This is a genomic window from Streptomyces sp. NPDC034103, assembly GCF_055575395.1.
Genome location: NZ_JBVISS010000010.1, coordinates 1 through 25,410, shown reverse-complemented (window position 1 = coordinate 25,410; position 25,410 = coordinate 1). Strand labels below are relative to the sequence as shown.

Genomic DNA, 25,410 nt, shown 5'->3' with positions numbered 1-25,410 from the left:
CCACCGGGCTTCCAGGGAAAGCCGACACCGCATCCCGGAGCTGTGCTAGACGGCCATGATCAATGTCAGCGCCAAGCACGGTTCGATTGATCCCCGGGGCCGGAGGGGGAACGCTCGCTGCCGGTGCCCGTGGCCGACGTCCGGCTGCTGCCGCCTCTCCAGCCACCGACCGTCCGCGACTACATGACCTTCGAGAGCCATGTCGCGGGCGTTGCCCGGGGATACGGTGACACCGTCCCCGAGGAGTGGTACGCCGCGCCAGCGTTCTATTTCACCAACCCGTACGCGACGATCGGCGCCCACGATGACGTACCAGTGCCACCCGGCTGCCTCCGCTTCGACTTCGAACTCGAGGTGGCCGCCGTCATCGGCAAGGCCGGCCGGGACCTGACCCCCGAGCAGGCTCGCGAGCACATCATCGGCTACACGATCCTCAACGACTGGTCCGCCCGCGACCTCCAGGGCCGCGAGATGAGGGTCAAACTCGGCCCCGCCAAAGGCAAGGACACCGCCACCACCCTCGGCCCCTGGCTGGTCACCACCGACGAACTCGAGCCCCACCGCGACGCGGAGGGCTTCCTCGACCTGGCCCTCACCGTCCAGGTCAACGGCGAGACGATCGGGCGGGACAGGCTGGCCAACATGGCCTGGACGTTCGAGGAGATGGCGGCGTACGCCTCCCGCGGCACCTGGATCCGCCCCGGCGACGTCCTCGGCTCCGGCACCTGCGGCAACGGCGGCTGCCTGGCCGAACTCTGGGGCCGCAACGGCGCCTTGGAACCCCCACCGCTCATCCCTGGCGACCACGTCACCATGACGGTCGAGGGCATCGGAACCCTCAGCAACACCGTCGTCGAGGGCGTCGCTCCGGTTCCTCTGCCTCCTGCCCGCCGCAGGCGATGACCGCCGCACGTCCGGGAAACAGGGGCGGGGTCACCAACCGGCTTGGACGAGACCCCGGTGCCGGACCGCCCGTCCGGCACCGGGAGAAAGGAACGAAACAACGTGGACGAGGGTGGCCCCGGCCGCCGACGCGGTCGCCGACATACCGGAAGGGGCATCTCTGACGGTGGGCGGCTTCGGGCTGTGCGGCACCCCCACCGTCCTCATCGGCGCCCTGCACACCCGGGGCACCGGCGGACTGCGCGTGGTCTCCAACAACTGCGGCATTGACGGCCAAGGGCTCGGCGTCCTGCTGACGGCCGGCCGGATCGCCCGGGTCACCGGCTCCTGCGGGGGGAGAGAGAACAAGGAGTTCGCCCGCCAGTACCTCGCCGGTGAGCTGGAAGTGGAGCTCACCCCGCAGGGCACACCATACGAATCAACTACCCGCGAAGTCCGGGTCTAGGAACGGTATTTCGGAGATCAACTCTCCGTCCGCTCACGCACCGCTCACGCAAACGGCCCCGGACGAGGAGTCCGAGGCCGAACAGAGTGCCTCCCTGGGGAGGAAACTCCGGTGCAGCGGCGTTCTGCGTTGTGCCCTCGGCGGGATCACCAAAGGATGGGACCTGGGCTGGCCAGCGGTTTTACGCCGGTCGGCCTGTGGTCGAGGCCTGTCAACGCGTTCACCCGGCTGACCGCGCCACCGCGACTGATCACCTGAACACCAGCCCACGTCCCGACGAGCAGCCGGCGGAGGGCCCCCGGCCACCACGCCGGGCCATCGGTGTGCCCGCGAACTCCGGCAAACCTCCCCGAGATCGACTACCCGGATCGCGGCCTTGATCAACGGTCAGCGAAAGGCGGAGGGTCGGCTCGACGGACGCCGAGCTCGGCGAGGCCAGCGTTACATCTTGACGCGGCCGATGTTGTCGCTCACAGTGCACGTGATTGTTCAGCCGCCCCGTCGGTTGGCTACTCAACACCTACACCCCTACAAGTTCCTGCACGGCTCGTCCTCGGGAAATGTTAGCGCTAACACGTCACGTCCCAGGCGGTTGTCCGTGCGCGGGTGTCGTCGGCGTCCGCGCCGATGCGGCCCGTTTCATGTCGGCGATCCCAATGATGGAAGGAAGACGCTATGCCGGTTGGGTTTGCGCGCGCCGCGAGGTGGCGCCGTCGGTGGCGGTCGGGGGTGGTCGCCGCGGCAGCCATGGCGATTGTGGGCGGGTTGCTCGCGTTGACCACGACGCCGGCGTCGGCCGCCACGGTGGACACCTCCGCCTGGTACGTGCTGGTGAACCGCAACAGCGGCAAGGCGATGGACGTGTCCGGCGTTTCCACCGCCGATGGGGCGGCGATCCACCAGTGGACTCGTCACGACGGAGCGAACCAGCAGTGGCAGTTCGTGGACTCCGGTAATGGCTACTACCGGTTGAAGTCGAAGAACTCCGGCAAGGTCCTCGAAGTGAGCAACTGGTCGACCGCCGATGGCGCGAAGGTCCAGCAGTGGACGGACCACAACGGCACGAACCAGCAGTTCCGGCTGGCCGACTCCGACAGCGGCTACGTCAGGCTGATCAACCGCAACAGCGGCAAGGACGTCGAAGTCCAGAACGCCTCGACCGCCGACGGCGGCAACGTCGTGCAGTACGCCGACTGGGGCGGCAGCAACCAGCAGTGGCAGCTCGTCCGCGCCGCCGAAGAATGGAATCCCGATTCGTCGTATACGACGACGGACACCGGCAAGGGCACCTACGCGGTTCCCATGCTCAATGCCGACGTGCCGGATGTCAGTGTCGAGCGCGTCCCCGCGTCGCAGAACGACGAAGGGCGCGACGTCTACTACATGGTCAGCACGACGATGCATCTCAGCCCGGGCGCACCGATCATGAAATCGTACGACCTCGTCAACTGGGAGATCGTGAGCTACGCGTTCGATCGCCTCGACATCAGTGATGCCGCGTCCTTGCGCAACGGCAAGAACTCCTACGGGGAGGGGCAGTGGGCGTCGTCGATCCGCTTCCACGACGGCACCTTCTACGTGCTCATCAATTCGCTGAATCTCGGCGGCGCCTTCCTCTACCGCACCGACGACATCGAGAACGGAGCGTGGACGAAGACGGCGTTCGGTCGAGGCTTCCACGACCCTTCGCTCTTCTTCGACGACGCTAACGGCGGAACGCCGTACATCATCTACGGCGGCGTCAGCGCGGTTCGGCTGAACCCGACGCTGACGGCGGTCGAGCAGGAGTTCCCGGACTTCATCCGGCGCAGCGACTACGCGAGCAAGCCGTACGTCGGCAGCGATGGGATCTTCGAGGGCGCCCAGGTGTCTTTCATCGACGGGTACTACTACGTGGTGATGATCACCTGGCGCAGCGACGGTCGACAGGTCGTCATGTTCCGCTCGACCGAACTGCTCGGGCGCCTCGCGGCTACCCCGGCGCCCTACGAGTCCCGTTCAGCGCTGAACTCGAACGGATTCGCCCAGGGTGGCCTTGTGCCCATCTCGAATGACGCGGGCGACGACGACTGGTATGGCTTCTTCTTCCGCGACTCGTATCCGGTCGGTCGCATTCCGGCGCTGATCCCGGCGACCTGGAGCGACGGGTGGCCGACCTTCGGCAACAACGGCGTCGTGCCGGTCGACGGCATCTTCCAGAAGCCGATCAGGCTCACCCCTGAGCAGGAGCGCTTCGAGCGGCTCAAGAGCATCGTCGTGTCCGACGACTTCGACAACGATGCACCGCACCGTGCCTTCCAGGACGAGCAGTGGACGGTGCCGACACCACCCGACATCGACGAGACGCTGGTCGGCGTCGAACTCTTCGGCAATCCCGGCGTCGAGTCCGGAAGCACAGCGAGCTGGATCGCCAACGACGGCGCGACGCTCTCGACGACGACGGACGCACGCACGGGTTCGAGGGCCCTCGCGGTCACCGGGCGGAACGCCACGGGATCGGGGCCGGCGCAGATCGTCACCGGCAAGGTGCAGCACGGCGTCACGTACGACGTCTCGGCATGGATCAAGTACGACAACCCTGCGAGCCCGGCGACCAAGCAGTTCCTCATCACTGCTCGGTACGGCGGCAGCAACACGACCTTCGCCAACCTCTCGCCCGCCACGGCCGTGACCCGCGGGAGCTGGGGCAAGGTGTCGGGATCGTTCACGATTCCTGCATCCCAGGCTCTCTCCGATGTCCGCATCTTCATCGAGACCCCCTGGGTGAGCAATCCGTCGTCAGACCCCAACACGCACCTCATGGACTACAAGGTCGACGACGTTTCACTCATCGGGCGGCCAGCCGCCGAGCCGCCGCATCCCGATGAAATCGCGCCGAACGGGTCGAATCTCGACCTGGCTTGGGAATGGAACCACGCGCCCGACAATCGGTACTGGTCGCTCACTGACCGCCAGGGGTGGCTGCGGTTGACGGCCGGCAAGGTCGTGACCGGTGCGTACACCCACCGCAGCCCCGGTGGCGAGCTCACCTGGCTCGAAGAAGCACGCAACACGCTCTCGCAGCGCTCCTTCGGACCCCGGCAGTCGGCCGAGACGAAGCTGGACATCTCGGGCATGAACAACGGCGACGCCGCCGGTCTTGCAGCGTTCGGCCACGACTTCTCGTACATCGCGGTCAAGCGCGTGAACGGGGTGAACACGGTGGGAGTCGTCCATCGCGGACGTCCCTTCACCGAATCGATCGACCAGTCGGCGATCGAGAGCTTCGTCCCGGGCACCGCTACGGCGCTCGGGGGTGCCACGGAGGTGCACCTGAAGGCAGATCTGGACTTCGCCCGGAGTCCGGGGCAGCTCTACACGACCTTCTATTACAGTTTGAACGGGATCGATTGGACCAAGCTCGGCAACGCCGTCGGGCCGCTTGAGTTCGCCGGATCGATACACTTCATGGGACACAGGTTGGGACTGTTCAACTACGCGACTCAGCAGACCGGCGGCCACGTCGACTTCGACCGCTTCCTGCTGAGCGACACGCTGACATCGCAGAACCAGCCGCTCGACGAAGGCGACCTGGATGCTGCGATCGCCTACGCCGAATCACTCGACTCGGGGGACTATCCCGCCAAAGCGTGGGCGGCGATGCGCGACGCGCTCGCCGAAGCGCGAACGGTGGCAGCAGGGGTGGTCGGCACGCAGAACCAGATCGACGCCCCTGAGCGAGCGCTCAGCTATGAGCTCGCCCGCCTCGGAACGCTGAAGGCGCCGGCGCCGTGACTCGATGTCGAGCTGACGGCCGGCACCCGCTGCGTGGCCGGAAAGGTGGTCGTCAGGGTGCGCGCGGCCAACGCGGAGGAGGTGCCGATCACGGTCGCCTTCGAGACGCCGTATGGCAGCAAGCCCTGGGCGTCGGTCGCCCCGGCGCGAACGCGGTGCACGCTTTCACGACCCGACTGGTGAGCGTGCCGGAGGGAGCGGCATCCGCTGAGCTCTCGGCGACCATCGACGGCGAATCCGTCTCGACGGAGAGTGAGGCGCCGTACCCGGCTCGCACATGCAACTGATCTGAGCGGCACGGACCCCGCCGACCAGGGTCCGTGTCGCTCAGAACCCGGTCCCGAGGCCGACCTCGGGACCGGGCCTCCAACGTCCCACGGGACCTCAACCGAAGAGAAGTCGTGGAACCGCGACGGCCCACCTAGCCGCTCGGCAACATAGCCCTAACCGAGCCAGCCCGTAAGGCATCCCATCGCGATTCATTCACATGTTCGAATGTTTGAACGGATCTCGACCGCCTCCGGCTGGCCGCCACGGCTCAAGCTCCCCCTCCAAGACCGCGCGACCCGCAGGAACCCTCAGAAGGGTGGCACGCCTGAACAGATGAACTTGACGGGGAACACCCCGGTTCAGACGGCGCACCGCCGCCAGCACGTGGGTGGAATCCGTCCGGACCCGTCCCCGCCGCTTGACCAGACCGGCTTCTGCCAGGCGGTCACGACCAGCACCAACAGCCGGTCCGCGCGGTCGCCTTCAGCCATCCGGCCACGGAATTCACTCAGGACCGTGACGTCGAATCCCGGATCGTCCAGCTCCAGGCCCAGACAGTACTTCCAGTCCAGGCGGCAGCGGACCGCGTCCGCCGCCTGCCGGTCAGTGAGGTTTTCCGCATACTGCAGCACCGACACGAGAGCCAGCTGAACCGGCGACAGCCCACGCCGTCCGTCAGCCGGATACCAGTCGGCGAAATCGGCATCCGTGAACACGCCGCCCAGCCGGTCACGCACCCACATCGCGGCCGTGCCCCGTGGATTGCTCGCCCGTGCCATCCGCACCGTCAACGGCGGAATCACCCGCCCCGAGACCGAACCCATTGCCACTGCGGTCACCCCTCCGACCGCCGAAACCGCCCCGCTCCCACCAGCGCAGCACCACGAGGACATGAACACAGCCACCGTCAGAAGGCTTCACTCCACCGAGTGAAGATCACCAACAGCATCGGTTCCGTGAATCCCCAGGTCAGCGGCTAAAACGATGGATCGTTTCGCCAGCGTACTTTCCTGCCGTGGTGAGCAAGACGATTTCCCGGCGGCACCACCGGGCACGTCCTGATCACCTCCCGTAACCCCAACTGGCACACCTACGCCGTCCCCCTGGGCGTCGACACTCTCGCCCGTGCCGAGTCCGTCGCCCTGCTACGCGCCCAGAGCGCAGTCCTCTCCGACGAGGATGCCGATCGCCTCGCCCGCACCCTGGACGACCTTCCCCTGGCACTCGCGCAGGCTGCGGCCCTGCTCACCCGGGGCTTGTCGGCGGCCGATCTGATGGCCGACAACCCGAAGGTCGCCTCCCGCCCCGCAGGAACCTTTGCGGTGGGCATGCCGGCCTAGATGTGGGTGGAGCAGACAGACCGAGGCCACCTGCGTGCCGACCACCGCCGCAGTGACCGCGGCCGCGGGGGGCGGTCAACGCCACTGCTGAAGTGACCGCGATCCGTTGGGACATGGGCGACGGCGTCGCGACGAGCGGCGAGAGCCGTTCACCTAGAGCGACCTGCATGGACATACGGAGAATCGTTGCGGTGCTGGCCGAGGAAGCTGAGCTGCAGATCCAAGATCAGGTGTGGAAACTGGAGCCGAGTGACCGCCAACTCGCCCGTGAGACCGAGGACCGCCTGCGCGAGGCTGTGGGCCCGCAGGACCTCCAGGAGGCATTGCCGCAGATCAAGCGGCTCGAACGCTTGCGTGAAACTCTCGCCGTCCTGGCCATCTCCCTCGCGCGCACTCACGGTCGCCTGGCCTGGTTTCTCTCCGGAGCTCTCAACGCGCTCGAACCGGTCCTGCGCTGGCGCGCCCTGCCGGCTGACGGCGGCGGCACCTTCGGCACCGTCCTGCCGAGTCCTGAGCAGTACACGGAGGCGGAAGAGGCCGTCCGCCGACTCCAGGACGCCCTTGCGCGGATCACGGCCGAGGTGGTTGACCTCGGCAGCGTTCACCTAGATCAGTCGGCAAACGACGCCTGAATTCCTGTCACTACCCTGACCTGTATCCGCTCGCCCACCGCGCCGCCCGGCGGGCGGGTTGGCCACTCCGTTTCAGGCGTGCCAGCTGGCCTGTTGCTCGGGGGCGGTGAGGGGCCGCCAGACGGGCGCGAAGGGCCCGTCGCGCAGGACGTCGGTGAGGAAGGGGGGCCTGCATGGGCACCTTGGCCGCGGAAGTCGGGCCGGGTAAGGCTGGCGCCGGCGGCGAGGGCACTGATACGGGTGTCCACCCCTGCGGAGAACGGGCTCTGGTCCAAATTCTGTGGAGCTCTCACGCCCTGTAACCTGCCGGGACTGGAGGCCCTTCGTGACTCGTTGACAGACCTGCTTGGGATCATGCCCACATGGACTTCGACCTCGCCCCACCGACCGGCGTCGGCCCGTTGCAGATCGGTATGACTCGGCACGCGGCCAACACGGCGCTGGACTCGCTCCGCGATCTCTCTGCGATCTCGGAGTCTGATCGGCCGGGGCAACACGTCTTCCGTCCCAGCGGGCTGATGATCAGCATCCACTGCATGCGAGACATGCTTGAGGCCATCGAGTTGGGAAGGCCGTCGTCCCAGACGGACCGAGTGTTGTTTCAGGGTGTGGACGTGTTCGTGCTTCCGGCCCGCGAGGTTGTCCTGCGGATGGGCGAGTTCACCTCGATCGAGGAAGACCCAGACGACGATGCTTCATTCATCGCCCCGGACTTGCTGCTGAGCTTCTGGCGTCCATTCGCAGCCGACGATGAGCCCGAGGAAGAGCAGGGCTACCACTTCAGCTCGGTCCTGCTGGCACGGCCTGGCTACTACGACACCCCTGCTCAGGCCGCGGAGCGGCTCCAGCAGAGCTCATGACAGGCCCGTCAGGACGCCAGCAAGACTCGTTTCCGCAAGAGGGAGGCGGAAGAGTGGTGAGCAGGTTTGCGGGCGTTCTACCGTGTGGGCGGATCCGGGGGGCGATGAGGTATCGGTGGCGGCGAGGGCTACTGGCCGTGGTGGGGCTGCTGGTGGCGGGCTGTTTCGCCCCGTCGCCGCCGATGTTCGGCGATGGGGAGGCGGTGCCCGAAGAGGCCTCGCGTGTTCCACTGCCGGTGCGGCCGGGCCCCGATGGCACCTGGGCGCTGAACGAGCCCGCGGCGGGGCTGCTCGGCCAGGGCCGCACGCTGGTCCGCCTGGATGGCGCAGAGAACGGGGGCTGGCGGCTGGCATTGCCGGCCGAATTCGCGTTGACCTCGCACCAGCCCGGCGCGGCGCACTCCGTGCTCGGCGGTGATCGCCGGGTGATACTGGTCGGCGGCAGAGACGGCCGCCAGGGTCCGAGTGCGATCGCCGGGCTCGACCCGGAGCGGGGGCTCCTGATCTGGCGTCAGGCCTTGCCGCTCGGCAGCCAGGTTTTCCTGTTGGAGAACAGCTCCGTGGTACTGACGGCGGTCTGCCGTCCCAGGTCCTGCCGCCTGACCGGCTGGGACGCCTGGTCGGGTGTACTCCAGTGGACGCGCGCAGTGTCCGGGGCGGTAGGAGTCGTCTGCCAGGCCGACGCGCTCGCCACCGCCGACGGCCGCAGTGGGGACCATTGCGGGCCCTATCTGGTCACCCCCGACCGTGTCGGCACTGTTGACCCGGGCGACGGCGGGCTTCACTGGCAGGCGGCGCTGCGGCCGCCCGACGGCACCGTCGATCGAATGATCAAGGACAACGACCGGGTCATCATGGTCACCGCACCGGCCAAGGGCAGCTGCCGCGCCACCGTCCTCGCCAGCGGGGTGGAATCCGGTGACGGGGACCGCGGCTGGCAGTACAACTTCGTCTGGGACCAGCCTCAGGCCCCGCGCGACGCGCGCACCGGATGCCGCTGGGACCGTACTCTTCCCCTGATCGTCGGCTACCGGATGGTACTGCCGGACGCCAAAGGCACCCTGGTCGTCGATCCCTACTTCGGCACCCTGCGCCGCTCCCGGCGACTGGCCCCGGGCGAGTACCTGGTCACCTACGGCACCATGAACGAGATCATCCGCGCGCCTGGCCGCCCGGATCGGCTCCTGTACGCGGGCGCCGACCAGCTCGTCCGCCCCCACGGGCTGAGCCTCGCGGCGCGGTCCGTCACCGGCGGCTTCTGGCAGGACGGTCGCCGCCTGCTCCTGCTGGACCACCGGGGCAATACCCTCTGGCGGGGCACATCGGACTGCCAGGCGTTCCGGCCCGCCAACAAAGCCGTCGGCGGGCCGCTCGTCTACTGCGACGGCAACGACCTGGTGACCTTGCGTCCCGTGCACAAGGACTGACAGCCCCGTACGACCGGCGGTGGGCACCGCTTGGTGGCACACGGACGCTAGTGACAGTGCGAAGTCGACGGAACCCGTCCACCGCGGGCACAGCCCCAAAGCGGAGTGGCCCGAAGCTTGCGAGCAGTCCCATCCACAGGATTTGACAATTCCTCTCCGCCCTTTCCCTGAGGCCGGATTGGTCGAGCTGTTCAGCTGAAGACGGGCTCCAGCACGGTCACAGCGACGCGCTATTACTCGTTCGCAGGCCAGACCGTCGCGATTCGCACGGCGGACAACAAGGTCTCGCTCCTCGCCTCGGACCGTACTGCTGGAGTACTAGGCCGAGGCGGACGCGAAGGGCCTGATCACCCTGGGATGTCAACGTCGACTCCACCGTCTGTCGCCCAGCAAAATCCACGGTGATGATGGTGGGGTGGCCGCTTCGGACCTGACCCAAAAATCCACCGACACCGTTGGGTTGTCCTGGCGAGGATGCGTCGTTCCGGGGCGATCATGCGCGCGGCCAGACTGGATGTTCGTGACCGCATAGGATCCTGGCTCCCGGGCCATCCCTGCCCCGAGCGCGCGAGCCGCGGGTGTGCGGTGACTGTCGTGGCGCCGTGCCGGGTCCGTGCTGTCCGGTGTCGGCAGAGGCTCGGACCCGCCGAGTCAGTCCGTGTCCGCCGTTCGCTGGGACACATGGGCCTTGCGGGTTCACGGCGCCGCTGGGCGGCGGTCCGCATGGAAACCACCTCAGTCCGAAGGCGGCTGCGATTCCTCGGCGTGGGGTCGGGCGAGGGTGTCGGCGGCGGCCTGGGCGAAGTCGTGGATGAGGCGGGAGCGGCGGGCCGCCACCCAGGCGAGGGCCACCTGGTTGGGGCCGATGTCCTTCACGCGCAGCGGGATCACGTCCGGCCGGGTGTAGAAGCTGGCGGTCGACAGCGGGAGCACGCAGATGCCCGCTCCGGCCGCAACCATTTCCAGTTTCTCCTCCACCTGGTGGATCACCGGGACTTCGGGGCGCCGTCGACCCCGCAGTTCCAGTGCCACATCACGCCACTCCGGAACGGCGTCGGGATCCTGAAGCAGGTGCTCGGCGGCAAGATCCTTGATGCTCACCGACGTCCTGCCGGCCAAGGCGTGCCCGGCCGGTACCATGACGACGCGGGGCTCCCGGAAGAGCGGACGCATCTGCAGACCGTTGCTGTCGATGGGCAGGCGCACGATGCTGACGTCGGCGCGGCCGTCCAGCAGCACCTCGACCTGGTCGGCCCACGTGGTGCGCAGAAGGCGCACGTGCACGTCCCGATGGTGCGTGGTGAAGGCGACCATGGCCGGGGTGACGGTGATGCCTGGCATGAAGCCGACGGTCAGCGACTGGGTGCCCTGGGCCGCTGACTTCACGCGTCTCGTCAGTGCCTGGGCCGAGGCGAGCAGGGGTAGGGCGTCCTCCAGCAGCTGCTCTCCGGCCGCAGTGAGCTGCGTTCCGCGGCGGCCCCGGTCGAACACCTCCGCTCCGAGGTCGTCCTCCAGACTGCGGATCTGCCGGGACAGCACCGGCTGGGCGATGTGCAGCCGCTCCGCCGCCCGCCCGAAATGGAGTTCCTGCGCCACGGCCACGAAGTAGCGCAGCTTCCGCAGATCAAGATCCATCCGGATTCACCGCCCGCTCTGTCGCCACGGCACCCCGGGTCGGTCGGCCGCTGTGGGCCATGGCTGTCCCGGAACTCCTTCGGAACGCCCATGGCAGTCGATCATCAATCTACCGGGCTAGTGCATGCCGCCGCAGACGCTGCCGGCCGGCGGTGCACAGGTGTGCTCAGCCACGGGCCAGAACGGCCAGGGGGTCGGTGTGGGCGGGAGTCCAGCCCAGTTCCTCCCTGGCCCGGGCCGGCGTGAACTGCTGGTCCAGAGCGAAGGCGTCGGCGATCGGGCCCATCTGTTCGCGGGCCTGTTCCAGGCTGATCGATGCGACCTTGCCCTCGATGCCCGCGGCCCGGCTGAGGGCGAGGGCGCACTCCTTGGCGGTGGGGTTGACACCGCCGACACCGACGTACACCGAACCCGGCTTCGTCTTGAGCGCGGCGACGTACAGCTCGGCGATGTCGTCGATGTGCACCAGCGCCCAGCGGTTGGTCCCGTCGCCGATGTAGGGGATGGCGCCGGCCTCCTTGCCCGGGGTGGTGTAGAAGATGTCGATCAAACGGTTCTCGCCGCCGTACAGCAGGCCGGGCTGTACCACGACGGGGCGGCCACCGCGCTGGGCGCGTGCGAGGACGGCGTCCTCCACGGACTTGCGCCAGGCGACCAAGGCCGGCGGGTTCCACGGGGCGCTCTCGTCCGCCACGCCCTGGGTGTCGCCGTAGACCCAGGTGCCGCCGGTGTGCACGTAGGGGCCGCTGCCGATGCCGTCCTGCATGGCCCCGGCCGCCCTCAGATCCTCGGCGCCGGTTTCAGCCTGCGCCAGGTGAACGACGGCTTCCGCGCGGGGGGCCGCGGCGTTCAGCACGCCGAGGTCCCCAAGCCCGCCGCGCACCGGTGTCGCGCCGAGGGCACGGACGGTCTCGGCGGCGCCGTCGCTGCGGGCCAGAGCGTCCACGGTGTGTCCCTGCCGGATCAGCGCGCCGATGGTCGCCCTGCCGATGTATCCGGATCCGCCGGTGAGGAAAACCCTCATGGTCTTCAGCTCCTGTCAGTGGCTCAATGGCTTGCCCCCACAGCCTCCGTCCGGCGGCGGCACTCCGTCCAAGACCTCTTTCGACGCCGCTGATACCCATCAGGCATCACGCGCGTGTCGATGGCCGGACGCACCTTCGCTGATGCCCGGCGGGCATCAGCGAAGGCAGAAGAGGGCTTGGACACCCGCCCCTCCGTGCCCGCGGATGCGGTCCTTGAGCACAGTCAGGCCGCGGTCCCAGCCGATCCGCTCAGCGATCACCGTCGCCGGCATCTCCGGCCACTGTTCGAGCAGTTCACGGATCTGCGGCTCGACCGCGTCCCCGATCGAGCCCTTCGGCGCCCGCTGGTACTTCGGCGGCGCATCATCCACGATCGCCCTGCGGACGGTGTCCTTGAGATCCCCAACTTCTTCGCGATCGCCCGCACCGGCATCTGCTTGGCCCGGTGAAGCCGGCGGATCTCTGCCCGATCCTCCAGGCTGATCACCGCTCCTCCCGGTCTGGCTCAACGAGCCAGACCCCTTGGAGGGGGGCAACTTTCAAGCGTCGCTACTGGTCCACCTTGGGTGATAATCCTGCAGGAATCTCGTTCAAGGAAATGCTGCGCCGGGTCCTCCGGGCGGCAAGCAGCAGTGGTACACCGGCACGGCGTGGCAGTGGCGCGGTCTGGTGCGTGTCCCGCTGCGTCAGTGCGGTGGTAGGAGAAGGGCCGCGCGGGCTTAAGGGGTGGTGATGTCCTTCTCTCCCAGTGCGGCTCGATCAACTACACGTCGATTTCCATGCGGTGGTCAGAAGCCAGCCCGCCGCCGGTTCGCGCCGGTGGTGATCCGACCCCGGACTTGCTCGCCCAGAACCAGCAGTTGCTTCTCGCAGGGCTTTCAGCGGCGGTGGTGGCGTTTGCGACGCTGTCCGCTTCCCTGCAGCGACCGTGTACCCAACGGTTTGCTCTCCTGGGTCCTACCGCTTCGGATTGAGTCACGCGCGCAGAGCATCCCGGTGGTCGAGCATGCGTCGGTTCGTGAGCAGCGTCCGCATCGCTCACTGGCAATGGGCTTTCTGGGATGGCTGGAGTTGCAGGCCATCCCAGTGAGGTCGAAGGCCCGCTGGAGGCGCCAGGCACGGCTGACTGGTGTTTGGCGTCTCGGGGAAGCCGGTGGTCCTTGGGTGCGGCTTTTCTGCAGTGAGCTGGTGATGCCCTGCGCCTTTGCTGCGCGCGCCGCAGCCCAAGTGGGGAGGGCTACCGGGCGCTGGCCGGCCGGTAGGTGCGGCAGGTCAGGATGAGGGGCCCGGCGTCAGGGCCGCGCTGGTAGGCGTTGAGGTCGTGGACGACGGTGGTGGCGCGGGGCGCGGCAGGGTCGGGGGAGCAGTCGGGAGCCGGCGGGTCCATTTCGTCCAGGCCGTCCAACACCGGCAACACCATGCCGTGCTGCACCAGGTCGGCGGCCAGGTTGGCGGGTCAGTCGTAGGCCTCGACCAACCGTTGCTGCAGCAGCTGGGGCAGGGACTGGCGTTCGGTGTCCCATCGCGACAGCGGGATACGCACGGGCACGGGGTATCCTCGGCCCGGCCGTCGATGAGAGCCAGCATCAGTTCCAGGGCCAGAACCGTCTTGCCCGCGCCGGCGGCGCCGGTGACGACCAGACGCAGCGGCTGCGTGGCACGGTGGTAGGAGACGATGTCCGGCAACGTTACCGGGCCCGAGCCGTCCGTGGTCAGACGCCCGGCAGCCGGCGCTACGGCAGGGCGGGCAGCGGCGGGGTGCAGGTCGTAGGTGAGGTTGATGCGTCGGGTGTCGTCACCCAGCAGCTGCCGCCACACTCCGCTCTCGCCGTCCTCGACCTGCCGGGCCAGCGTCGCGGCCCAACCGCGGGCGCGTTCAGCATCGTTGCCCTCGATCGGCTTACGTAGTGCCGTCACCGCGACCACCAGCCCGGGCACCCCCAGGGGCAGACCCAGCAGCCCGGCCGTATCACCGGGTTCCAGAAGACCACCGTGCATCAGCTGCCGCACCGCGTACGCGACACTCGCCACGATCACCAGGGCACCCAGAGCCCCGAACACCTGCCACTTACGCCGCCGACGACGCCCCCCGAGTCCTGCCACCCCCCGATCATCACCACCACGAACTCAGTGCATCGACGACCGGTGCCAGATCCGTGGTGCCGGGCGGCAGGTCCTCGGCAGGAGCCCAGCTCAGGGGGGGGCGCATGCGCATGCCGCCAGGATACGGAATCCGTGGAGGCACGGCCCTGGTACCGGTCGGCATCGGCTGCGCGGCGGCTCGGGAAGCCTCCGATGCCGCTTCACCCGGTGGTCAGCGCAGCGTTCCACACAGGGCTGTCCACGTAGTGGTTGTCGTAGAGCTCCGAGGATGCCTTGATCTCCTCGAAGCCGGCCTCGCCGCGCATGACCCGCCCCAGCAGCCGGAGGTAGTCGAAGCGGGCCATCCCCGGAGTGAAGGTGAACAACACGTCCGCCGTGCACCCCGGGGCAGCGGCGAAGGCGTGTGGCGTGTGCGGCGGTACGAGCAGGAAGTCACCCGCGCTCAGCACGGTGATCGTTTCGTCCAGCAGGACGCGCAGGGATCCGTCGATGACGAAGAACATCTCCGCGGCCCGGGTGTGGAAGTGTGCCGGTGCTCCCACCGCCCCCTCGGCGAAGGTCGAGCGGTAACTGGTCAGCAATCCGCCTGTCGTTTCGGAGTCCGCCAGCAGCGACATCTCACTGCTGGGGTCACTCGTCTTCTCCGCCTCAGCGGCCCGGGTCACGACCGGCGCAAAGTCTGTACGGATGCTGCTCATCAGGTGTGCTCCCTTGATAGCCGGCGCCATTGGCCGCCGTGTGATTACTATTCTCGGCGACCCGTTGACCGGCCTATGGGTGCAATCTGACACTCATATGGTGGGTCAATCGGGGGGCGTGCGGGTGGAGGCGTCGAGACCGGTAGCGCAATGCCGGCAGGGCCGTCGGGCAAGTCGACCCTGGTCGAAGGACTGGCGGAAGGCTTCGGCCTGGACTCCTACGGCGGCTCCCATGACTGGCGCTACGCCTCCCCGCGCGGCAAGTCGATCCTCGGGGAGCGTCTCAAATTCGATGCCGCTTCGGGGCGCGGGCGGCGCATGGCAGCCAGCTGGCGGCCAGGGAAGGCTTCTTCCTGCGCGCCGAGACCGCGCTGGATGCCTTGGGTCGGGAGGGCTTCGCGCCGCATACTGTAAGCCACGGGGAGGGCTTTCTCACGGCGTTTCGCGAGAAGTTCCGGCACGCCGGGCTATACGTTCTGGACGAGCCGGAGGCAGCGCTCTCGTTCTCGTCATGTCTCGAGCTGGTGGGGCATATCGACCGGCTGGCTCAGGAGGGCGGCCAGGTCATCTGCGCCACGCACTCCCCACTGCTGACCGCGCTACCGGGTGCGGACATCATCGAGGTCGGTGAGCGCGGCATGCGGTGGGTGGCGTGGCGGGAGCTCGGCGTGGTGGATCACTGGCGCCGCTATCTTGCCGATCCGCAGGCGTATTTGCGGTACATGGTCGAACCGTGCAGGGCATGCCTTCACCAGCACGTTCTGGGGGCCGCTATCTGGAGCGTCAACTTCCGTATACGAGGGCTCGTTTGGGTGCGTGTGGTGGCAGAGCCCGGGTAGTCGAAAGGTCCGGTTTCGGATGAGGGGAGTGACGGCTCGTGGAGCGGGAGAAGACCGCGGAACGAAGGCTCGGCACCTTGCAGCGAGGAACGGCTCAGCGTGCGCAACTGCGTGTCCGGCTGGCCGACATCGCGTGGACCTGCCTGTGTGTCGTCCTCGCGCTGTGGGCGGTCGTGAGCTCGGTCGGGGCCGCACGCGGGACGACGGCCTGGGCCTACTGCGCGGTCGCCTGGATCCTTTTGGCCTTCGCGTGCGCCATGGTGCTCGCCGGATACAAGCGCCGGAAGCGGATCTGACGACTGAAGGAGGCGGGGCGTGGAACGGATCCGGGACTTCCTGGCGCGGCACCTGTGGGTACAGATCGCCCTGTCGGTCCTGGCCGCCAGCGTGCTGGTCGCGTTGCTGTATCCGGGGCGCTCGTTCGCGACCGTGGTGCTGCGTACGGCCATCATGTCGGCCGGTGGAATCTGCATCATGGTGATCATGCGCCGTAAGGAGAAGCGAGCCGCGGGCGGGAAGACGGACGACCTCCTCTCCCTGGACCAGAAACTGCGCAAGGGCGAGGTACCGCAGGACCCGCGGGAACAGAGCGCGATGCGTGACCTGGTCGCGCAGCGGTTGTACCGCACCCGCCACCGCATGGCCGCGCTGATCTTCCTCGCCGTGCTCTTCACCACGGTCACGGTGGGGACCGCCCTCACTGCAGGACTCCGGCAGACCATCGGGATGACCGTGCTCAGTGTGGGGTTCATCGTGTGGATGATGTACTTCAGCAACCTCCAGAACCGCCGACTGCACACCATGCGCGCGGCACTTGAAGAGCGGGTCCCGAGCGTCGCCACCAGCGGCGCGCCCTCGCATCGCGCCTCGCGGTGATGCCATCCTGCGGCGTGACCGAGACGAGATGCATCGCCTGGCTCTGCTTGAGGAGGCCATGGACCTGTTCCTCGCTTCTAGGGACAGCGTTGCCCTAGAAGACATACACAGCATGACGCCAGCCGCATTCGAGCAGACGGTAGCGGCATTGGCGCGGCGAGACGGGCATGAGGTCATCCGGGAGGGAGGCGGTGCTCGCGACCTCGGAGCAGACGTCATAGCCGTAACGCCCGACGGCCTCCGAGTGGTCTTCCAGTGCAAGCACCGTGAGGCCGGCCGCGGGAAGGTCGGGTCGCCTGACATACAGACCCTCAACGGCACAGCCCGGCCGCAGCACAAAGCCGACGTCGTAGTCGCAGTGACTGACGGGTGGTTCACCAAGGCAGCGGCGGACTTCGCATACACCCATGACATTTACCTGCCGGACCAGATCCACCTGCGGCGATGGGCTACGTGGGGCGAGCCCCTCACATCAGTACTTGCCGTATGAGACACCGCGAGGGCTTGCCCAGGGCTGCTTCGGCAAGCCCTCGTTGTCGGTGGCGGCTGCGAGCGTGTCCTGCGCGTAGTGGGAGTTGGAGGGCCTGGGGTGGTCGAGTAGTGGCTGTCATGACGATGAGGACAAGCAGCCGACGTCAGTGGTTGCAGCCAGTGTGTTGAGTGCTGTTGGCCGGCCTGATGGGGTGGGCCCTGGGTCGGTTACGAGGACGTCTTCCTGGCGAGCGCCTGCTTTACGTGTCTGTCGTGATGGGTGCGGTTCCTGGCGCACGTCCAGGTAGCGGGTCAGCCGGATGCCAGGCTTGCCGGGTTCCCGGTGCGTACGGTCGGCCACGGCGGTTGCCCACCGTTCGGCGAGCGCCGTCTGGACGGCGAGCGCGGTCTGGACGGCGAGCGCGGTCTCCGTGTCTGCGGCCGCGACTTCCAGCACGGCCAGCCCTGGCTCCTCGACATGTGCTTCGTTGATCGCTCTCACGCAGTGCACTACGCGCCGGGCCCTGTCGGGGTTCTCCTCTCCGGGCGACTTCACCCGACCGGGTATCCGGGGCGTGTGGTCAGGTGCGGGTGCTGGTGTAGCGGACGCTCGGGCCCCAGTTCTCCTGGACGGATGCCATGCACCACTGGCAGAGGGGTGAGCCGCCGTGCCGTACCGGTGTGTCTTGCGCTGGCAGCCGGCGCACAGGCCGACGCGGTCGCCGGAGCAGATCAGCGCGGATGGGTCCGGCTCGGAGACCGGTGGCGGGGGAGCGGGGGTGAGCATGGGTGTGGTCCTGTTTCGGGTGATGGTGAATCACCGCGAACGCAGCATAGCGAGCAGGCGGTACAGGTGTTCGATCAGCGCGCTGCGGTGAGGGGTGAAACCGGGCGGGCGGATAAGTCGAGGACGAGCAGCCGGACGTCGGGCTGGCAGTGGCTGCAGCCAGGCAGGCCGGCCGCGAGGAGGCGCCGTGCTTCGTCGCGGTCCACGGGCCGATGGCGCTTGCCAGTCATGTAGCAGTCACCGGCGTGGACCTGGGCGGGCGGCCGGCCGTTTCCGATGCCGAGTTCGACGATCCACTCCGGCGACTTCGGCCGGGTGTTCCGCCCATGCTCGACTTCACGTTCGCGCTGCCGGACGGCCGCGATCTTGCGGTCGATGCGCTCGACCCACAGGGCGTGCCAGATCTGCAGCGTCTGGAGCCGGGCAAGATCATCCGGAAGGTCATCGAACACATTTTGTGACTGAGCACGGTAGATGGCGCGGATGGACGACTCCGATGCACAACTCCGCCCCCCGGCCGGTCAGGTAGCCCATGGAAGCCGTACGGCTTCGAGGTCCCCGTCGTTGAGGAGGGCTTCGATCAGCGCGGTCGGGCCGGCCACCTTGGTGGCCCAGAGGTCGTAGTCCGTGCACAGTACCCAGGACTGGTCCCGCGGCCAGAGGTTGGACGGGCTCCAGCCGTCCTCCTCAGGGTGGTCGTACAGCACGTGGGCGCCTGCGAGCGTGCCGGTGCGGATGTGCAGGTTCTCGAAGTCATCGGCTCCATGCAGCAGCGGACTGTAGTAGGCCAGGCAGGAAGTGTCGGGGCCCTGCGGGCTGTGCTCGGTGAGGATCGTGATCAGGCGGTTCCAGGCGGCCCGGTCCATGCTGCCTTCGGACGGCACCTGGATCCCGACCGGCCAGGGACGCGGCGCGATCGAGGGGAAAGAGCTGTGGCACGGCAGGCGTCCCTCAGGCACGGTCGGGTCACCGATCCGACGCGCGAGCTCCGTCCATCGCAGTCGGCGCCAATGAGGTCCGGGGTGCTCACCGGGGACCGCGTCCATCACGTCTGCCGGGTCCAGACCTGGGACGATCTCGGGCCCGCCGCCCAGGAGCACGCGCCGCTCGTACTCGACGTAGGACATGCCCGTCGGTCCGAGCTCGTGCTCGTACATGGAGTGAAGCACCCAGACCGCGTCGGGCAGCGCTGGCGGCATGAACCCCGTCAGTCCGTCATCGGAGGTCAGCTCCCGCAACCAGTCGGCTTCCCGGCCCGCGGTGAGGGGCCACCGAGCGGTCGCCAGAGCTGCAGCTGTCTCGTGCATCCGCCCAGAGTCGCACCCGACGTGAAGGGCCTCCCCGGCGGGGCCCAGACTGCCCGGCACACCCCACTCAGGGTGCTCCCGCGCCAACCATCGCGCTCAAGGCCAACCAGGGTGCTCAAAGGCCAGCTATCGCGCTCAGTCACACACGCTGTGACTGAGCGTTGTAGTTGACCCTTCCGGCCAGATACACGCTCAGTACTCGGTGGAGCCCGTTCACAGCGTCCCGTACGGTCGGCCCGTGATGATCAAAATAGGCGACCCCCGCAGTCTCGGCGTCCCAGCCTCCGAGGCACGGTTGAACTTCGATACGGAACTGCAGGAGCTCGGCGGCGGACCGCGGCGCCGCTTGCTCATGGTCGACGACGAGCCGGCCTTCGAGCTCAGCTTCTACTGCGGCACGTGCCCGCTCCTGTTCCGCCGACTGAAGACCGCGCGGGAGAAGCTGTCCCTGGAGAGCATGCAGGAACGGCTCACCGGAACGCTGGCCGATCCGGACAACGGCGGCGTGATCGAGGCGTTCGGCGCGTTGTTGCCGCAGGGTGAGTACCTTCCGCTGCTCCTGGACGTGGAACCCCATCTGGTCATCCCCGGCAGAGAGGGCGACTACTTCAGCGGCGAACAGGTCACGACGTGGGGGATCGATCAGTTCTGGGGCCTTCCGGAGTACCCGCACACCCCGTACTACCGGACCTTCGAGACCGCGGTCGACGCGGACGCCCACCTCTACGAGTTCGTCGTGCCCATGGTTCCCCCGACATGGAACGAGCGGGAGCGCGTCGAGGAATACGTCGCACTCATGGAGCAGGGAACGGTCCCCACGGCGGTGGCGATCTCCACTCTGGACGTGTGCCAGCCCGCCATCGACCGAGGAGACGACTACTTCGTGCACTGGGGCCTGACCCACTTCCTCCTCGACGGGCACCACAAACTGGAGGCCGCCGCCACCGCCGGTCGGCCGGTGCGGCTCCTCTCGCTGCTGACCTTGGGCGAAAGCCTGGCCGGAGTGGAAGACACCGCCCGACTGCCTGCCTTGCGCACGCAATCCGGCACGGCCCGCCGGATCGGGCGGTAGACGTCGGTGCGTGACTCCGGCCAACTACAACACTCAGTGGCCAACCGGTGGTTCAGCTACGAGTCAGTGGAACCAGACGACGAGGCGTACGTTCTCGGCTCCGTGGACTTCGCTGAGGATGCGCATGACGCTCCAGACCCGGCCCCAGTCTGTGTCGGTCCCTGCGGCTGAGGCGCGGGTTCGTGTGCCTGAGGCGTCGGTCTCCTGCCAGTCCGTGGTGTCTAGCTCGGCCCAGGTCAGCCAGGTGGTCCCGTGCACATCGTGGGGGCCGCCGTAGCTGGCGAACTCACCTCGCAGCCCGTCCGAGGCGTCGTCCGGGAAGCCGCGACCCTCCGCCAAGGGTCGGAAGCCGAAAGAGTTTCGGACTCCGAAGAGGCAGGCCAGGCCGTCGTAGGCATTGCCCCTGTTGAGGAGGAAGAGATCGATGCCGATTTCCCATACGGAGTCCTCGTCGTCAGGGCCCCATAGGCGGGCGCCCGGCCGGCATTCGATCATTCCGCTGACGTCGGTCGACATGGAGAGATCCTGCCTGCGCAGGCCAGGAGCCGGCATCTCCATTTCGCTTCGCGCGTGCTTACGTGGTCCGGTACCTCGAATGGGACCGCGAGATCGTCGAAGGAGCAGTTGTGGGACCACACCGGCCGTACAACAGGCGCGGGCTGAGCGGAGGCGGTAGCCATGTCGCCAGCACACAGGTCTGCTGGGCGTCCACGGCGCACTTTCGCGAAAGTCGTAACTGAAGGTTCCGCAGTCGAGCGGCCCGTCACCCACGAGGTTCTCGACGAACTGCCCCCGGGCAAAGTGCTAGCCCACCTGCGCAGTGTCCTGGTCGCGACCGGCACCCTCCCGCCCCGCGACGAACGGCTCATCGCCCTGGAGAAATGGATCACCGGGACCGTCCAGGCCCGCATCGATCTCGCCGAGCGTCGGACCCTGCACGGCTATGCGGTCTGGCACCACATGCGTCGGCTCCGCAGACGCCTCGGCGAAGACCATACGACTCGACTCCAGGATCTGAACGTTCGCTGCCACGTCACCGCAGCCGACAGCTTCCTGACTTGGCTCAACCGCGAAGGACTCACCCTGGGGACGTGCACCCAGCCGGACCTGGAACGGTGGATGGCCGATGCCACGGTCAGCTACCGCGACGAGACCGGCCACTTCGTGCGCTGGTCGGTACAGCACCGGCATGCCCGCGACCTGACCTACGGCACCGTCCGCTGGACCGGCCCCCAGGGCGCCATCGACAGCGAGAAACGCTGGGCCGACGCCCGGCGCCTCCTCAACGACGACACACTGCCGACCCAGGACCGCGTCGCGGGACTGCTGCTGATCCTCTACGCACAGAAGATCGCCACCATCAGCCAACTCACCGTCGACGACATCTACATCGACGGCGACACCGTCACGATCACGTTCGGCACCTCGCCGGTCGTACTCCCAGCGCCACTGGCAAGCCTCGTCCGCGAGCTCGTCGCCACCCGCCGCGGCAAAGCCAAGATCGGCACCCCCAACGACGTTCCCTGGCTGTTCCCCGGAGGCCACCCCGGGCTCCCCCTCACTGATAGCCCGATCGGCAAGCGCCTTCACCGAATCGGGGTCCGGCCCAAGCAGGACCGCTCCACCGCCCTGTTCACTCTCGCCACCGAAGTCCCCGCCGCGATCCTCGCCCGGATGCTCGGGGTCCACATCAAAGTCGCCGTCCAGTGGCAGCAGGCATCAGCTGGGGACTGGGCCGCCGCCGCCGATGTGAGCCAGCGGAAGAGATCACAACCCTGAGATTCTGTCCCGGCCTGCCTCTCTCTGCTTCTGCAGCAAAACGGTCCTCCGACCGGCCGGTCTCGGTACGCGCTGGCCCTGTGTCGGGGCTGGAGGACGGCGCCCTCAATTCTGTTCGTTGCGCAATGTGCCAGCAGCAGAGAGCAGGAAGTCAGCGAAGTGCTCGGTCAGCGGTTCGCCCGTGAGTGGTTCCAGGAACAGGAACTGGCCCTGTGGGTTCACCTCGAGCCATACCGGCTGCCCGTCCGGCGTCAGCTTCAGATCCACCACGCCCATGCGTAGCCCCAGTCGGCGCAGGACTGTGCCCACATGGCGGCGGACGTCCTCGGGAACGGGCCAGGGAGATATGGGTACTTGGAGGTCAGGCCGCCAATCGAGTTCTTCCGTCTCGATGAGCGCGGCATACATTCGCTCGCCAAAGCAGTTGAGCCTGACGTGCCGACAGCCCTCGATGTACTCCTGGTAAGTGGCGGGACATACCTCGAAAGACGCCGCCGGGATCGATTCGGGGTCGTCGACCCAGCGTGTCCAAAGGGACGGTCCGCGTGCGCCGACAACCGGTTTGACGATAGTTCGCCCGACCTGCCGTGTGAAGGCTATGATGTCTGCTCGTGACTGGGAGATGAGGGTGCGTGGCACTCGGAAGCCGACGTCCCGCGCCACCGCGAGTTGGTACACCTTGTCGGCAGCCCCATCGGTCGCCTCGGGTGGCGAGATCCACTGGCCGTCAAAAGCGGAGGCAAGGATGCCGCCGAGAGCACCGCGACAGTCGTTGTTTACGAGACTGCGCTCATGGGTGCTGCTCGCATGCGCGGCGATCTCCTGATCGGCCCTGGGCCGCCGCCACCACAAGACAGCAGCCTCTTCAGGCGCGACAGCGACACCCTCGGAGGTCAGGAGGGTCGCAGTCCGATTCCCATGGGCACCTTCGTCGCTGTGCGAGTACCAGGACAGCGACGGCCTGCCACCGATGGTGTCGCTCTCCACAATGTGGAAATCGTGCTTCCCCCGGCTGCGTACCGCATGTTGCACAGCGAGGGCGTGGAGGTCGTCGCGGACCGAGACGGCCAGTATCACGCCAGTCCGCAGTCGTCGCTGTGGCTCGCCTCGCCATACGAGCACCCGGTTTCGGAGGCCACACCTGCTAGATTCTCGGCCACGATCTCAAGCCCTGTCGTCTGCCGAACCGCTTGCTCCCAAGCCCGAAGTTGCTCAGGGGTCTTCAGGAGCACGTAGCTATCGGGCTGTGCACGGAAAACGACCGGGGGCGGCATCTTGATGACGTCCTCCGGGTACTCATCCAGCGGATCGCCGAGCTTGAAGTCAGGCATCGTGCCCACCTCGGATCGGTAGTCGACTTCGCTTACTTCTACGAAACCACCGATGGGCCATCCGTGCTCGTTGGGCCCGTCGTGATCTCGGCTGAGGTGCTCTCGGCGGCCGAGATCTTCGAGGAACCGAACGAGGAGTCCGAGACCCATTCGGACAGTTCCAATACCCGACTCCACCATTAAGCCCCTACGCCTCCGGCTTCCCCGACGAACTCGTCTCCGAGGAATGGCTCGCCCGCCTCGAGTGATCAATACACCTAGGGCCTGTTTGAGATGTTGATCAAGGTCGTGAAACGATCTTCGGATGGCTCGTGGAGATCTGACGGACGACCAGTGGCTGTGCTTGGAGGCGGTATTGCCGCCGTTGCCGAAGATGGGGCGCAAGCCGCGGGATCGGCGGCAGGTCTTTGACGGGATCTGGTGGCGGGCGAGGACGGGTTCGCCTTGGCGGGACATGCCCGAGCGGTACGGGCCGTGGGAGACGTCGTACTCGGTGTTCCGCCGCTGGCAGATCGACGGAACCTGGGCCCGCGTCCTGGAGAAACTGCAGGTCAAGGCGGATGCCGCCGGGCACATTGAGTAGGAGGTCTCAGTCGACTCCACAGTCTGCCGCGCCCACCAGCACTCCGCGGGGGCCCGGAAAAGGGGGCTGCCCGTCCGGGCCGGACGTCCCCGGACGGCCTGGCGGACGAGCCGGACGACCACGGCCTCGGCCGCTCGCGCGGCGGCCTGAGCACCAAGCTCCACCTGGCCGCCGACGCCGCCGGACACGTCCTCGCCGTCGTGATCACTGGAGGCCAACGCGGCGACGCACCACACTTCATCCGGGTCATGGACCGCATCAAGGTGCCCCGGACCGGCAGCGGGCGGCCTCGTGTCCGGCCCGATCACGTGCTCGCCGATCGCGCCTACTCCTCCCGCGAGATCCGCGCCTACCTGCGCAGGCGGCAGATCCCGCACACCATTCCGGAGAAGCGTGACCAAGCCGGACACCGCCTGCGTCGGGGAGCGGCAGGTGGACGGCCGCCCGGCTTCGACCGCGAGAAGTACAAGGCCAGGCACAAGGTCGAGTGCCGGATCGGCCTGCTGAAGCAGGCCCGGGGCGTCGCGACCCGCTACGACAAGCTCGCCGTCCGCTACGAAGTGACCATCCAACTCACGTTGATACGGCAGTCCCTGTGACCTGGCCGCAACCGTGCCCTCCGTTACGCCAAGGGCCCGCCGGCACCAGGGCACCGAGCACTGCCAGTAGCTGTGGCGGCTCGACCCGGTCCGGCAGCGAGTCCAGATCCGACCACAGCACCCACGCATGCGAGTCGAGGTTGGCCTGTTCATCGGGAAGTAGACCGGCGCGTTCCAGCGAGGGCTGCTCCTCAGTGAAGCGCGCCACGAAGAAGTCCTCTGTGCCGACGAACTGCATGCCCTTCCACCGCACATTTCGTTCCACAGGCACGGACCGCTCCAAGACCGCCTCGGGGTCCAGACCGGTCTCCTCGACCAGTTCGCGCCGTGCCGCCGTCAGCGGCGTTTCACCAGGGTCAATGCCGCCACCAGGCGGTTCCCACAGCCACGTTCCGTCGACTGGATCGCGCCAGCGCAGCAGAAGCACGCGGTCAGAGGCGTCCAGACAGACCACGCGTGCAGCGGGCCGATGCATCGTCTCCATGGCCTTGACCCTAGGCGCGCCCGAAGCCCCGATCGAGGCTTCGGGCGCTCTAGTGATCACTATTTCAAACCCGCCCTAGGGCCCGTCTTCAAAGATCATTGAATGGTGGATCATGGTGGGGTGATACGTCGTCATGAACTCACCGATCAGGAGTGGGAGTTACTCGCTCC

Annotated in this window: 21 protein-coding genes and 7 pseudogenes; 14 read left to right on the top strand and 14 right to left on the bottom strand. The window is 67.5% G+C overall.

Annotated elements, in window-relative coordinates:
• The first annotated feature begins 183 nt into the window (after nt 1-183).
• The 4 genes and pseudogenes from ACZ56U_RS22940 to ACZ56U_RS22925 all read left to right on the top strand — a co-directional run bounded on the left by ACZ56U_RS22940 (nt 184) and on the right by ACZ56U_RS22925 (nt 5,122).
• Nucleotides 184-903, top strand: coding sequence for a fumarylacetoacetate hydrolase family protein (locus ACZ56U_RS22940; RefSeq protein WP_469086123.1), 720 nt, complete (start codon nt 184-186; stop codon nt 901-903).
• Nucleotides 904-1,015: 112 nt separating this feature from the next.
• Nucleotides 1,016-1,312: pseudogene (locus ACZ56U_RS22935) on the top strand (CoA-transferase); the annotation flags it as partial.
• A gap of 783 nt (nt 1,313-2,095) precedes the next feature.
• Nucleotides 2,096-2,578 (top strand): annotated as a pseudogene (locus tag ACZ56U_RS22930) (RICIN domain-containing protein); the annotation flags it as partial.
• Between the two features lie 72 nt (nt 2,579-2,650).
• The gene (locus ACZ56U_RS22925; RefSeq protein WP_469086122.1) at nt 2,651-5,122 is read left to right on the top strand and encodes a beta-xylosidase family glycoside hydrolase; all 2,472 of its coding nucleotides are present in this window, start codon (nt 2,651-2,653) and stop codon (nt 5,120-5,122) included.
• A gap of 760 nt (nt 5,123-5,882) precedes the next feature.
• Here ACZ56U_RS22925 and ACZ56U_RS22920 read toward each other — a convergent pair.
• A pseudogene (locus tag ACZ56U_RS22920) lies at nt 5,883-6,060 on the bottom strand (transposase); the annotation flags it as partial.
• Between the two features lie 764 nt (nt 6,061-6,824).
• Between ACZ56U_RS22920 and ACZ56U_RS22915 the strand changes: the two are divergent.
• The 3 genes from ACZ56U_RS22915 (at nt 6,825) to ACZ56U_RS22905 (ending at nt 9,651) form a co-directional block, all read left to right on the top strand.
• Nucleotides 6,825-7,364: a hypothetical protein gene (locus tag ACZ56U_RS22915; protein ID WP_469085860.1), complete on the top strand. Its 540-nt coding sequence runs from the start codon at nt 6,825-6,827 to the stop codon at nt 7,362-7,364.
• 362 nt (nt 7,365-7,726) lie between these two features.
• The gene (locus ACZ56U_RS22910) at nt 7,727-8,224 is read left to right on the top strand and encodes a hypothetical protein (RefSeq protein ID WP_469085859.1); all 498 of its coding nucleotides are present in this window, start codon (nt 7,727-7,729) and stop codon (nt 8,222-8,224) included.
• Between the two features lie 137 nt (nt 8,225-8,361).
• Nucleotides 8,362-9,651 carry an outer membrane protein assembly factor BamB family protein gene (locus ACZ56U_RS22905; protein WP_469085858.1) on the top strand — a complete coding sequence of 430 codons (1,290 nt, stop codon included), beginning with the start codon at nt 8,362-8,364 and terminating at the stop codon, nt 9,649-9,651.
• A gap of 735 nt (nt 9,652-10,386) precedes the next feature.
• On the opposite strand, the gene ACZ56U_RS22900 is transcribed toward ACZ56U_RS22905, so the two are convergent.
• From ACZ56U_RS22900 to ACZ56U_RS22875, 6 genes and pseudogenes are all read right to left on the bottom strand, one after another.
• Complete coding sequence (locus ACZ56U_RS22900) at nt 10,387-11,286, bottom strand: LysR family transcriptional regulator (RefSeq protein ID WP_469085857.1); 900 nt, start codon at nt 11,284-11,286, stop codon at nt 10,387-10,389.
• A gap of 166 nt (nt 11,287-11,452) precedes the next feature.
• Entirely contained in the window at nt 11,453-12,310 is an 858-nt protein-coding gene (locus tag ACZ56U_RS22895) for an NAD-dependent epimerase/dehydratase family protein (protein WP_469085856.1), read from the bottom strand.
• A gap of 204 nt (nt 12,311-12,514) precedes the next feature.
• Nucleotides 12,515-12,798: pseudogene (locus ACZ56U_RS22890) on the bottom strand (helix-turn-helix domain-containing protein); the annotation flags it as partial.
• A gap of 750 nt (nt 12,799-13,548) precedes the next feature.
• Nucleotides 13,549-13,731 carry a hypothetical protein gene (locus tag ACZ56U_RS22885; RefSeq protein WP_469085855.1) on the bottom strand — a complete coding sequence of 61 codons (183 nt, stop codon included), beginning with the start codon at nt 13,729-13,731 and terminating at the stop codon, nt 13,549-13,551.
• A gap of 702 nt (nt 13,732-14,433) precedes the next feature.
• Nucleotides 14,434-14,526, bottom strand: a pseudogene (locus ACZ56U_RS22880) (NAD-dependent protein deacetylase 1); the annotation flags it as partial.
• Nucleotides 14,527-14,614: 88 nt separating this feature from the next.
• The gene (locus tag ACZ56U_RS22875) at nt 14,615-15,112 is read right to left on the bottom strand and encodes a cupin domain-containing protein (RefSeq protein ID WP_469085854.1); all 498 of its coding nucleotides are present in this window, start codon (nt 15,110-15,112) and stop codon (nt 14,615-14,617) included.
• Between the two features lie 165 nt (nt 15,113-15,277).
• Here ACZ56U_RS22875 and ACZ56U_RS22870 point away from each other — a divergent pair.
• The 4 genes and pseudogenes from ACZ56U_RS22870 to ACZ56U_RS22855 all read left to right on the top strand — a co-directional run.
• A pseudogene (locus ACZ56U_RS22870) lies at nt 15,278-15,843 on the top strand (AAA family ATPase); the annotation flags it as partial.
• 146 nt (nt 15,844-15,989) lie between these two features.
• Entirely contained in the window at nt 15,990-16,247 is a 258-nt protein-coding gene (locus ACZ56U_RS22865) for a hypothetical protein (protein ID WP_469085853.1), read from the top strand.
• Nucleotides 16,248-16,266: 19 nt separating this feature from the next.
• Nucleotides 16,267-16,827 (top strand): hypothetical protein, encoded by a 561-nt coding sequence (locus ACZ56U_RS22860; protein WP_469085852.1) that lies wholly within the window; start codon nt 16,267-16,269, stop codon nt 16,825-16,827.
• A 58-nt stretch (nt 16,828-16,885) separates the two neighbouring features.
• Nucleotides 16,886-17,317, top strand: coding sequence for a restriction endonuclease (locus tag ACZ56U_RS22855; protein ID WP_469085851.1), 432 nt, complete (start codon nt 16,886-16,888; stop codon nt 17,315-17,317).
• A gap of 117 nt (nt 17,318-17,434) precedes the next feature.
• On the opposite strand, the gene ACZ56U_RS22850 is transcribed toward ACZ56U_RS22855, so the two are convergent.
• The 3 genes from ACZ56U_RS22850 to ACZ56U_RS22840 all read right to left on the bottom strand — a co-directional run bounded on the left by ACZ56U_RS22850 (nt 17,435) and on the right by ACZ56U_RS22840 (nt 19,392).
• Nucleotides 17,435-17,800: a DUF6207 family protein gene (locus ACZ56U_RS22850; protein WP_469085850.1), complete on the bottom strand. Its 366-nt coding sequence runs from the start codon at nt 17,798-17,800 to the stop codon at nt 17,435-17,437.
• Nucleotides 17,801-18,159: 359 nt separating this feature from the next.
• On the bottom strand, nt 18,160-18,537 hold the full coding sequence (locus ACZ56U_RS22845; protein ID WP_469085849.1) for a DUF6233 domain-containing protein: 378 nt from the start codon (nt 18,535-18,537) through the stop codon (nt 18,160-18,162).
• A gap of 69 nt (nt 18,538-18,606) precedes the next feature.
• Nucleotides 18,607-19,392, bottom strand: coding sequence for a hypothetical protein (locus ACZ56U_RS22840; RefSeq protein ID WP_469085848.1), 786 nt, complete (start codon nt 19,390-19,392; stop codon nt 18,607-18,609).
• A 241-nt stretch (nt 19,393-19,633) separates the two neighbouring features.
• On the opposite strand from ACZ56U_RS22840, the gene ACZ56U_RS22835 reads away from it, so the two are divergent.
• A complete protein-coding gene (locus ACZ56U_RS22835) occupies nt 19,634-20,464 on the top strand; it encodes a hypothetical protein (RefSeq protein WP_469086121.1) in 831 nt (276 codons plus the stop codon).
• A 63-nt stretch (nt 20,465-20,527) separates the two neighbouring features.
• Here the strand turns inward: ACZ56U_RS22835 and ACZ56U_RS22830 are convergent, their stop codons facing one another.
• Nucleotides 20,528-20,980, bottom strand: coding sequence for a hypothetical protein (locus ACZ56U_RS22830; RefSeq protein ID WP_469085847.1), 453 nt, complete (start codon nt 20,978-20,980; stop codon nt 20,528-20,530).
• Nucleotides 20,981-21,265: 285 nt separating this feature from the next.
• Between ACZ56U_RS22830 and ACZ56U_RS22825 the strand changes: the two genes are divergently transcribed.
• On the top strand, nt 21,266-22,243 hold the full coding sequence (locus ACZ56U_RS22825) for a hypothetical protein (RefSeq protein WP_469085846.1): 978 nt from the start codon (nt 21,266-21,268) through the stop codon (nt 22,241-22,243).
• A 105-nt stretch (nt 22,244-22,348) separates the two neighbouring features.
• Here the strand turns inward: ACZ56U_RS22825 and ACZ56U_RS22820 are convergent, their stop codons facing one another.
• Together ACZ56U_RS22820 and ACZ56U_RS22815 are read right to left on the bottom strand one after the other, a co-directional pair.
• Complete coding sequence (locus tag ACZ56U_RS22820) at nt 22,349-23,320, bottom strand: ATP-grasp domain-containing protein (RefSeq protein ID WP_469085845.1); 972 nt, start codon at nt 23,318-23,320, stop codon at nt 22,349-22,351.
• Complete coding sequence (locus ACZ56U_RS22815; protein ID WP_469085844.1) at nt 23,317-23,724, bottom strand: hypothetical protein; 408 nt, start codon at nt 23,722-23,724, stop codon at nt 23,317-23,319. The genes ACZ56U_RS22820 and ACZ56U_RS22815 overlap by 4 nt, the downstream gene beginning before the upstream one ends.
• A 154-nt stretch (nt 23,725-23,878) precedes the next feature.
• Between ACZ56U_RS22815 and ACZ56U_RS22810 the strand changes: the two are divergent.
• Nucleotides 23,879-24,756 (top strand): annotated as a pseudogene (locus ACZ56U_RS22810) (IS5 family transposase).
• On the opposite strand, the gene ACZ56U_RS22805 reads toward ACZ56U_RS22810, so the two are convergent.
• On the bottom strand, nt 24,731-25,240 hold the full coding sequence (locus ACZ56U_RS22805; protein ID WP_469085843.1) for an NUDIX hydrolase: 510 nt from the start codon (nt 25,238-25,240) through the stop codon (nt 24,731-24,733). The pseudogene ACZ56U_RS22810 and the gene ACZ56U_RS22805 sit on opposite strands and share 26 nt — an antisense overlap.
• Nucleotides 25,241-25,410: the final 170 nt, after the last annotated feature.

Bases quoted from the DNA above. Each gene is read 5' to 3' on its own strand.
- ACZ56U_RS22940 (WP_469086123.1), top strand. From the start codon at position 184: ATGACCTTCGAGAGCCATGTCGCGGGCGTTGCCCGGGGATACGGTGAC.
- ACZ56U_RS22925 (WP_469086122.1), top strand. From the start codon at position 2,651: ATGCTCAATGCCGACGTGCCGGATGTCAGTGTCGAGCGCGTCCCCGCG.
- ACZ56U_RS22910 (WP_469085859.1), top strand. From the start codon at position 7,727: ATGGACTTCGACCTCGCCCCACCGACCGGCGTCGGCCCGTTGCAGATC.
- ACZ56U_RS22900 (WP_469085857.1), bottom strand. From the start codon at position 11,286: ATGGATCTTGATCTGCGGAAGCTGCGCTACTTCGTGGCCGTGGCGCAG.
- ACZ56U_RS22895 (WP_469085856.1), bottom strand. From the start codon at position 12,310: ATGAGGGTTTTCCTCACCGGCGGATCCGGATACATCGGCAGGGCGACC.
- ACZ56U_RS22885 (WP_469085855.1), bottom strand. From the start codon at position 13,731: ATGGTGTTGCCGGTGTTGGACGGCCTGGACGAAATGGACCCGCCGGCT.
- ACZ56U_RS22875 (WP_469085854.1), bottom strand. From the start codon at position 15,112: ATGAGCAGCATCCGTACAGACTTTGCGCCGGTCGTGACCCGGGCCGCT.
- ACZ56U_RS22855 (WP_469085851.1), top strand. From the start codon at position 16,886: ATGGACCTGTTCCTCGCTTCTAGGGACAGCGTTGCCCTAGAAGACATA.
- ACZ56U_RS22840 (WP_469085848.1), bottom strand. From the start codon at position 19,392: ATGCACGAGACAGCTGCAGCTCTGGCGACCGCTCGGTGGCCCCTCACC.
- ACZ56U_RS22835 (WP_469086121.1), top strand. From the start codon at position 19,634: ATGATCAAAATAGGCGACCCCCGCAGTCTCGGCGTCCCAGCCTCCGAG.
- ACZ56U_RS22830 (WP_469085847.1), bottom strand. From the start codon at position 20,980: ATGTCGACCGACGTCAGCGGAATGATCGAATGCCGGCCGGGCGCCCGC.
- ACZ56U_RS22815 (WP_469085844.1), bottom strand. From the start codon at position 23,724: ATGGGTCTCGGACTCCTCGTTCGGTTCCTCGAAGATCTCGGCCGCCGA.
- ACZ56U_RS22805 (WP_469085843.1), bottom strand. From the start codon at position 25,240: ATGGAGACGATGCATCGGCCCGCTGCACGCGTGGTCTGTCTGGACGCC.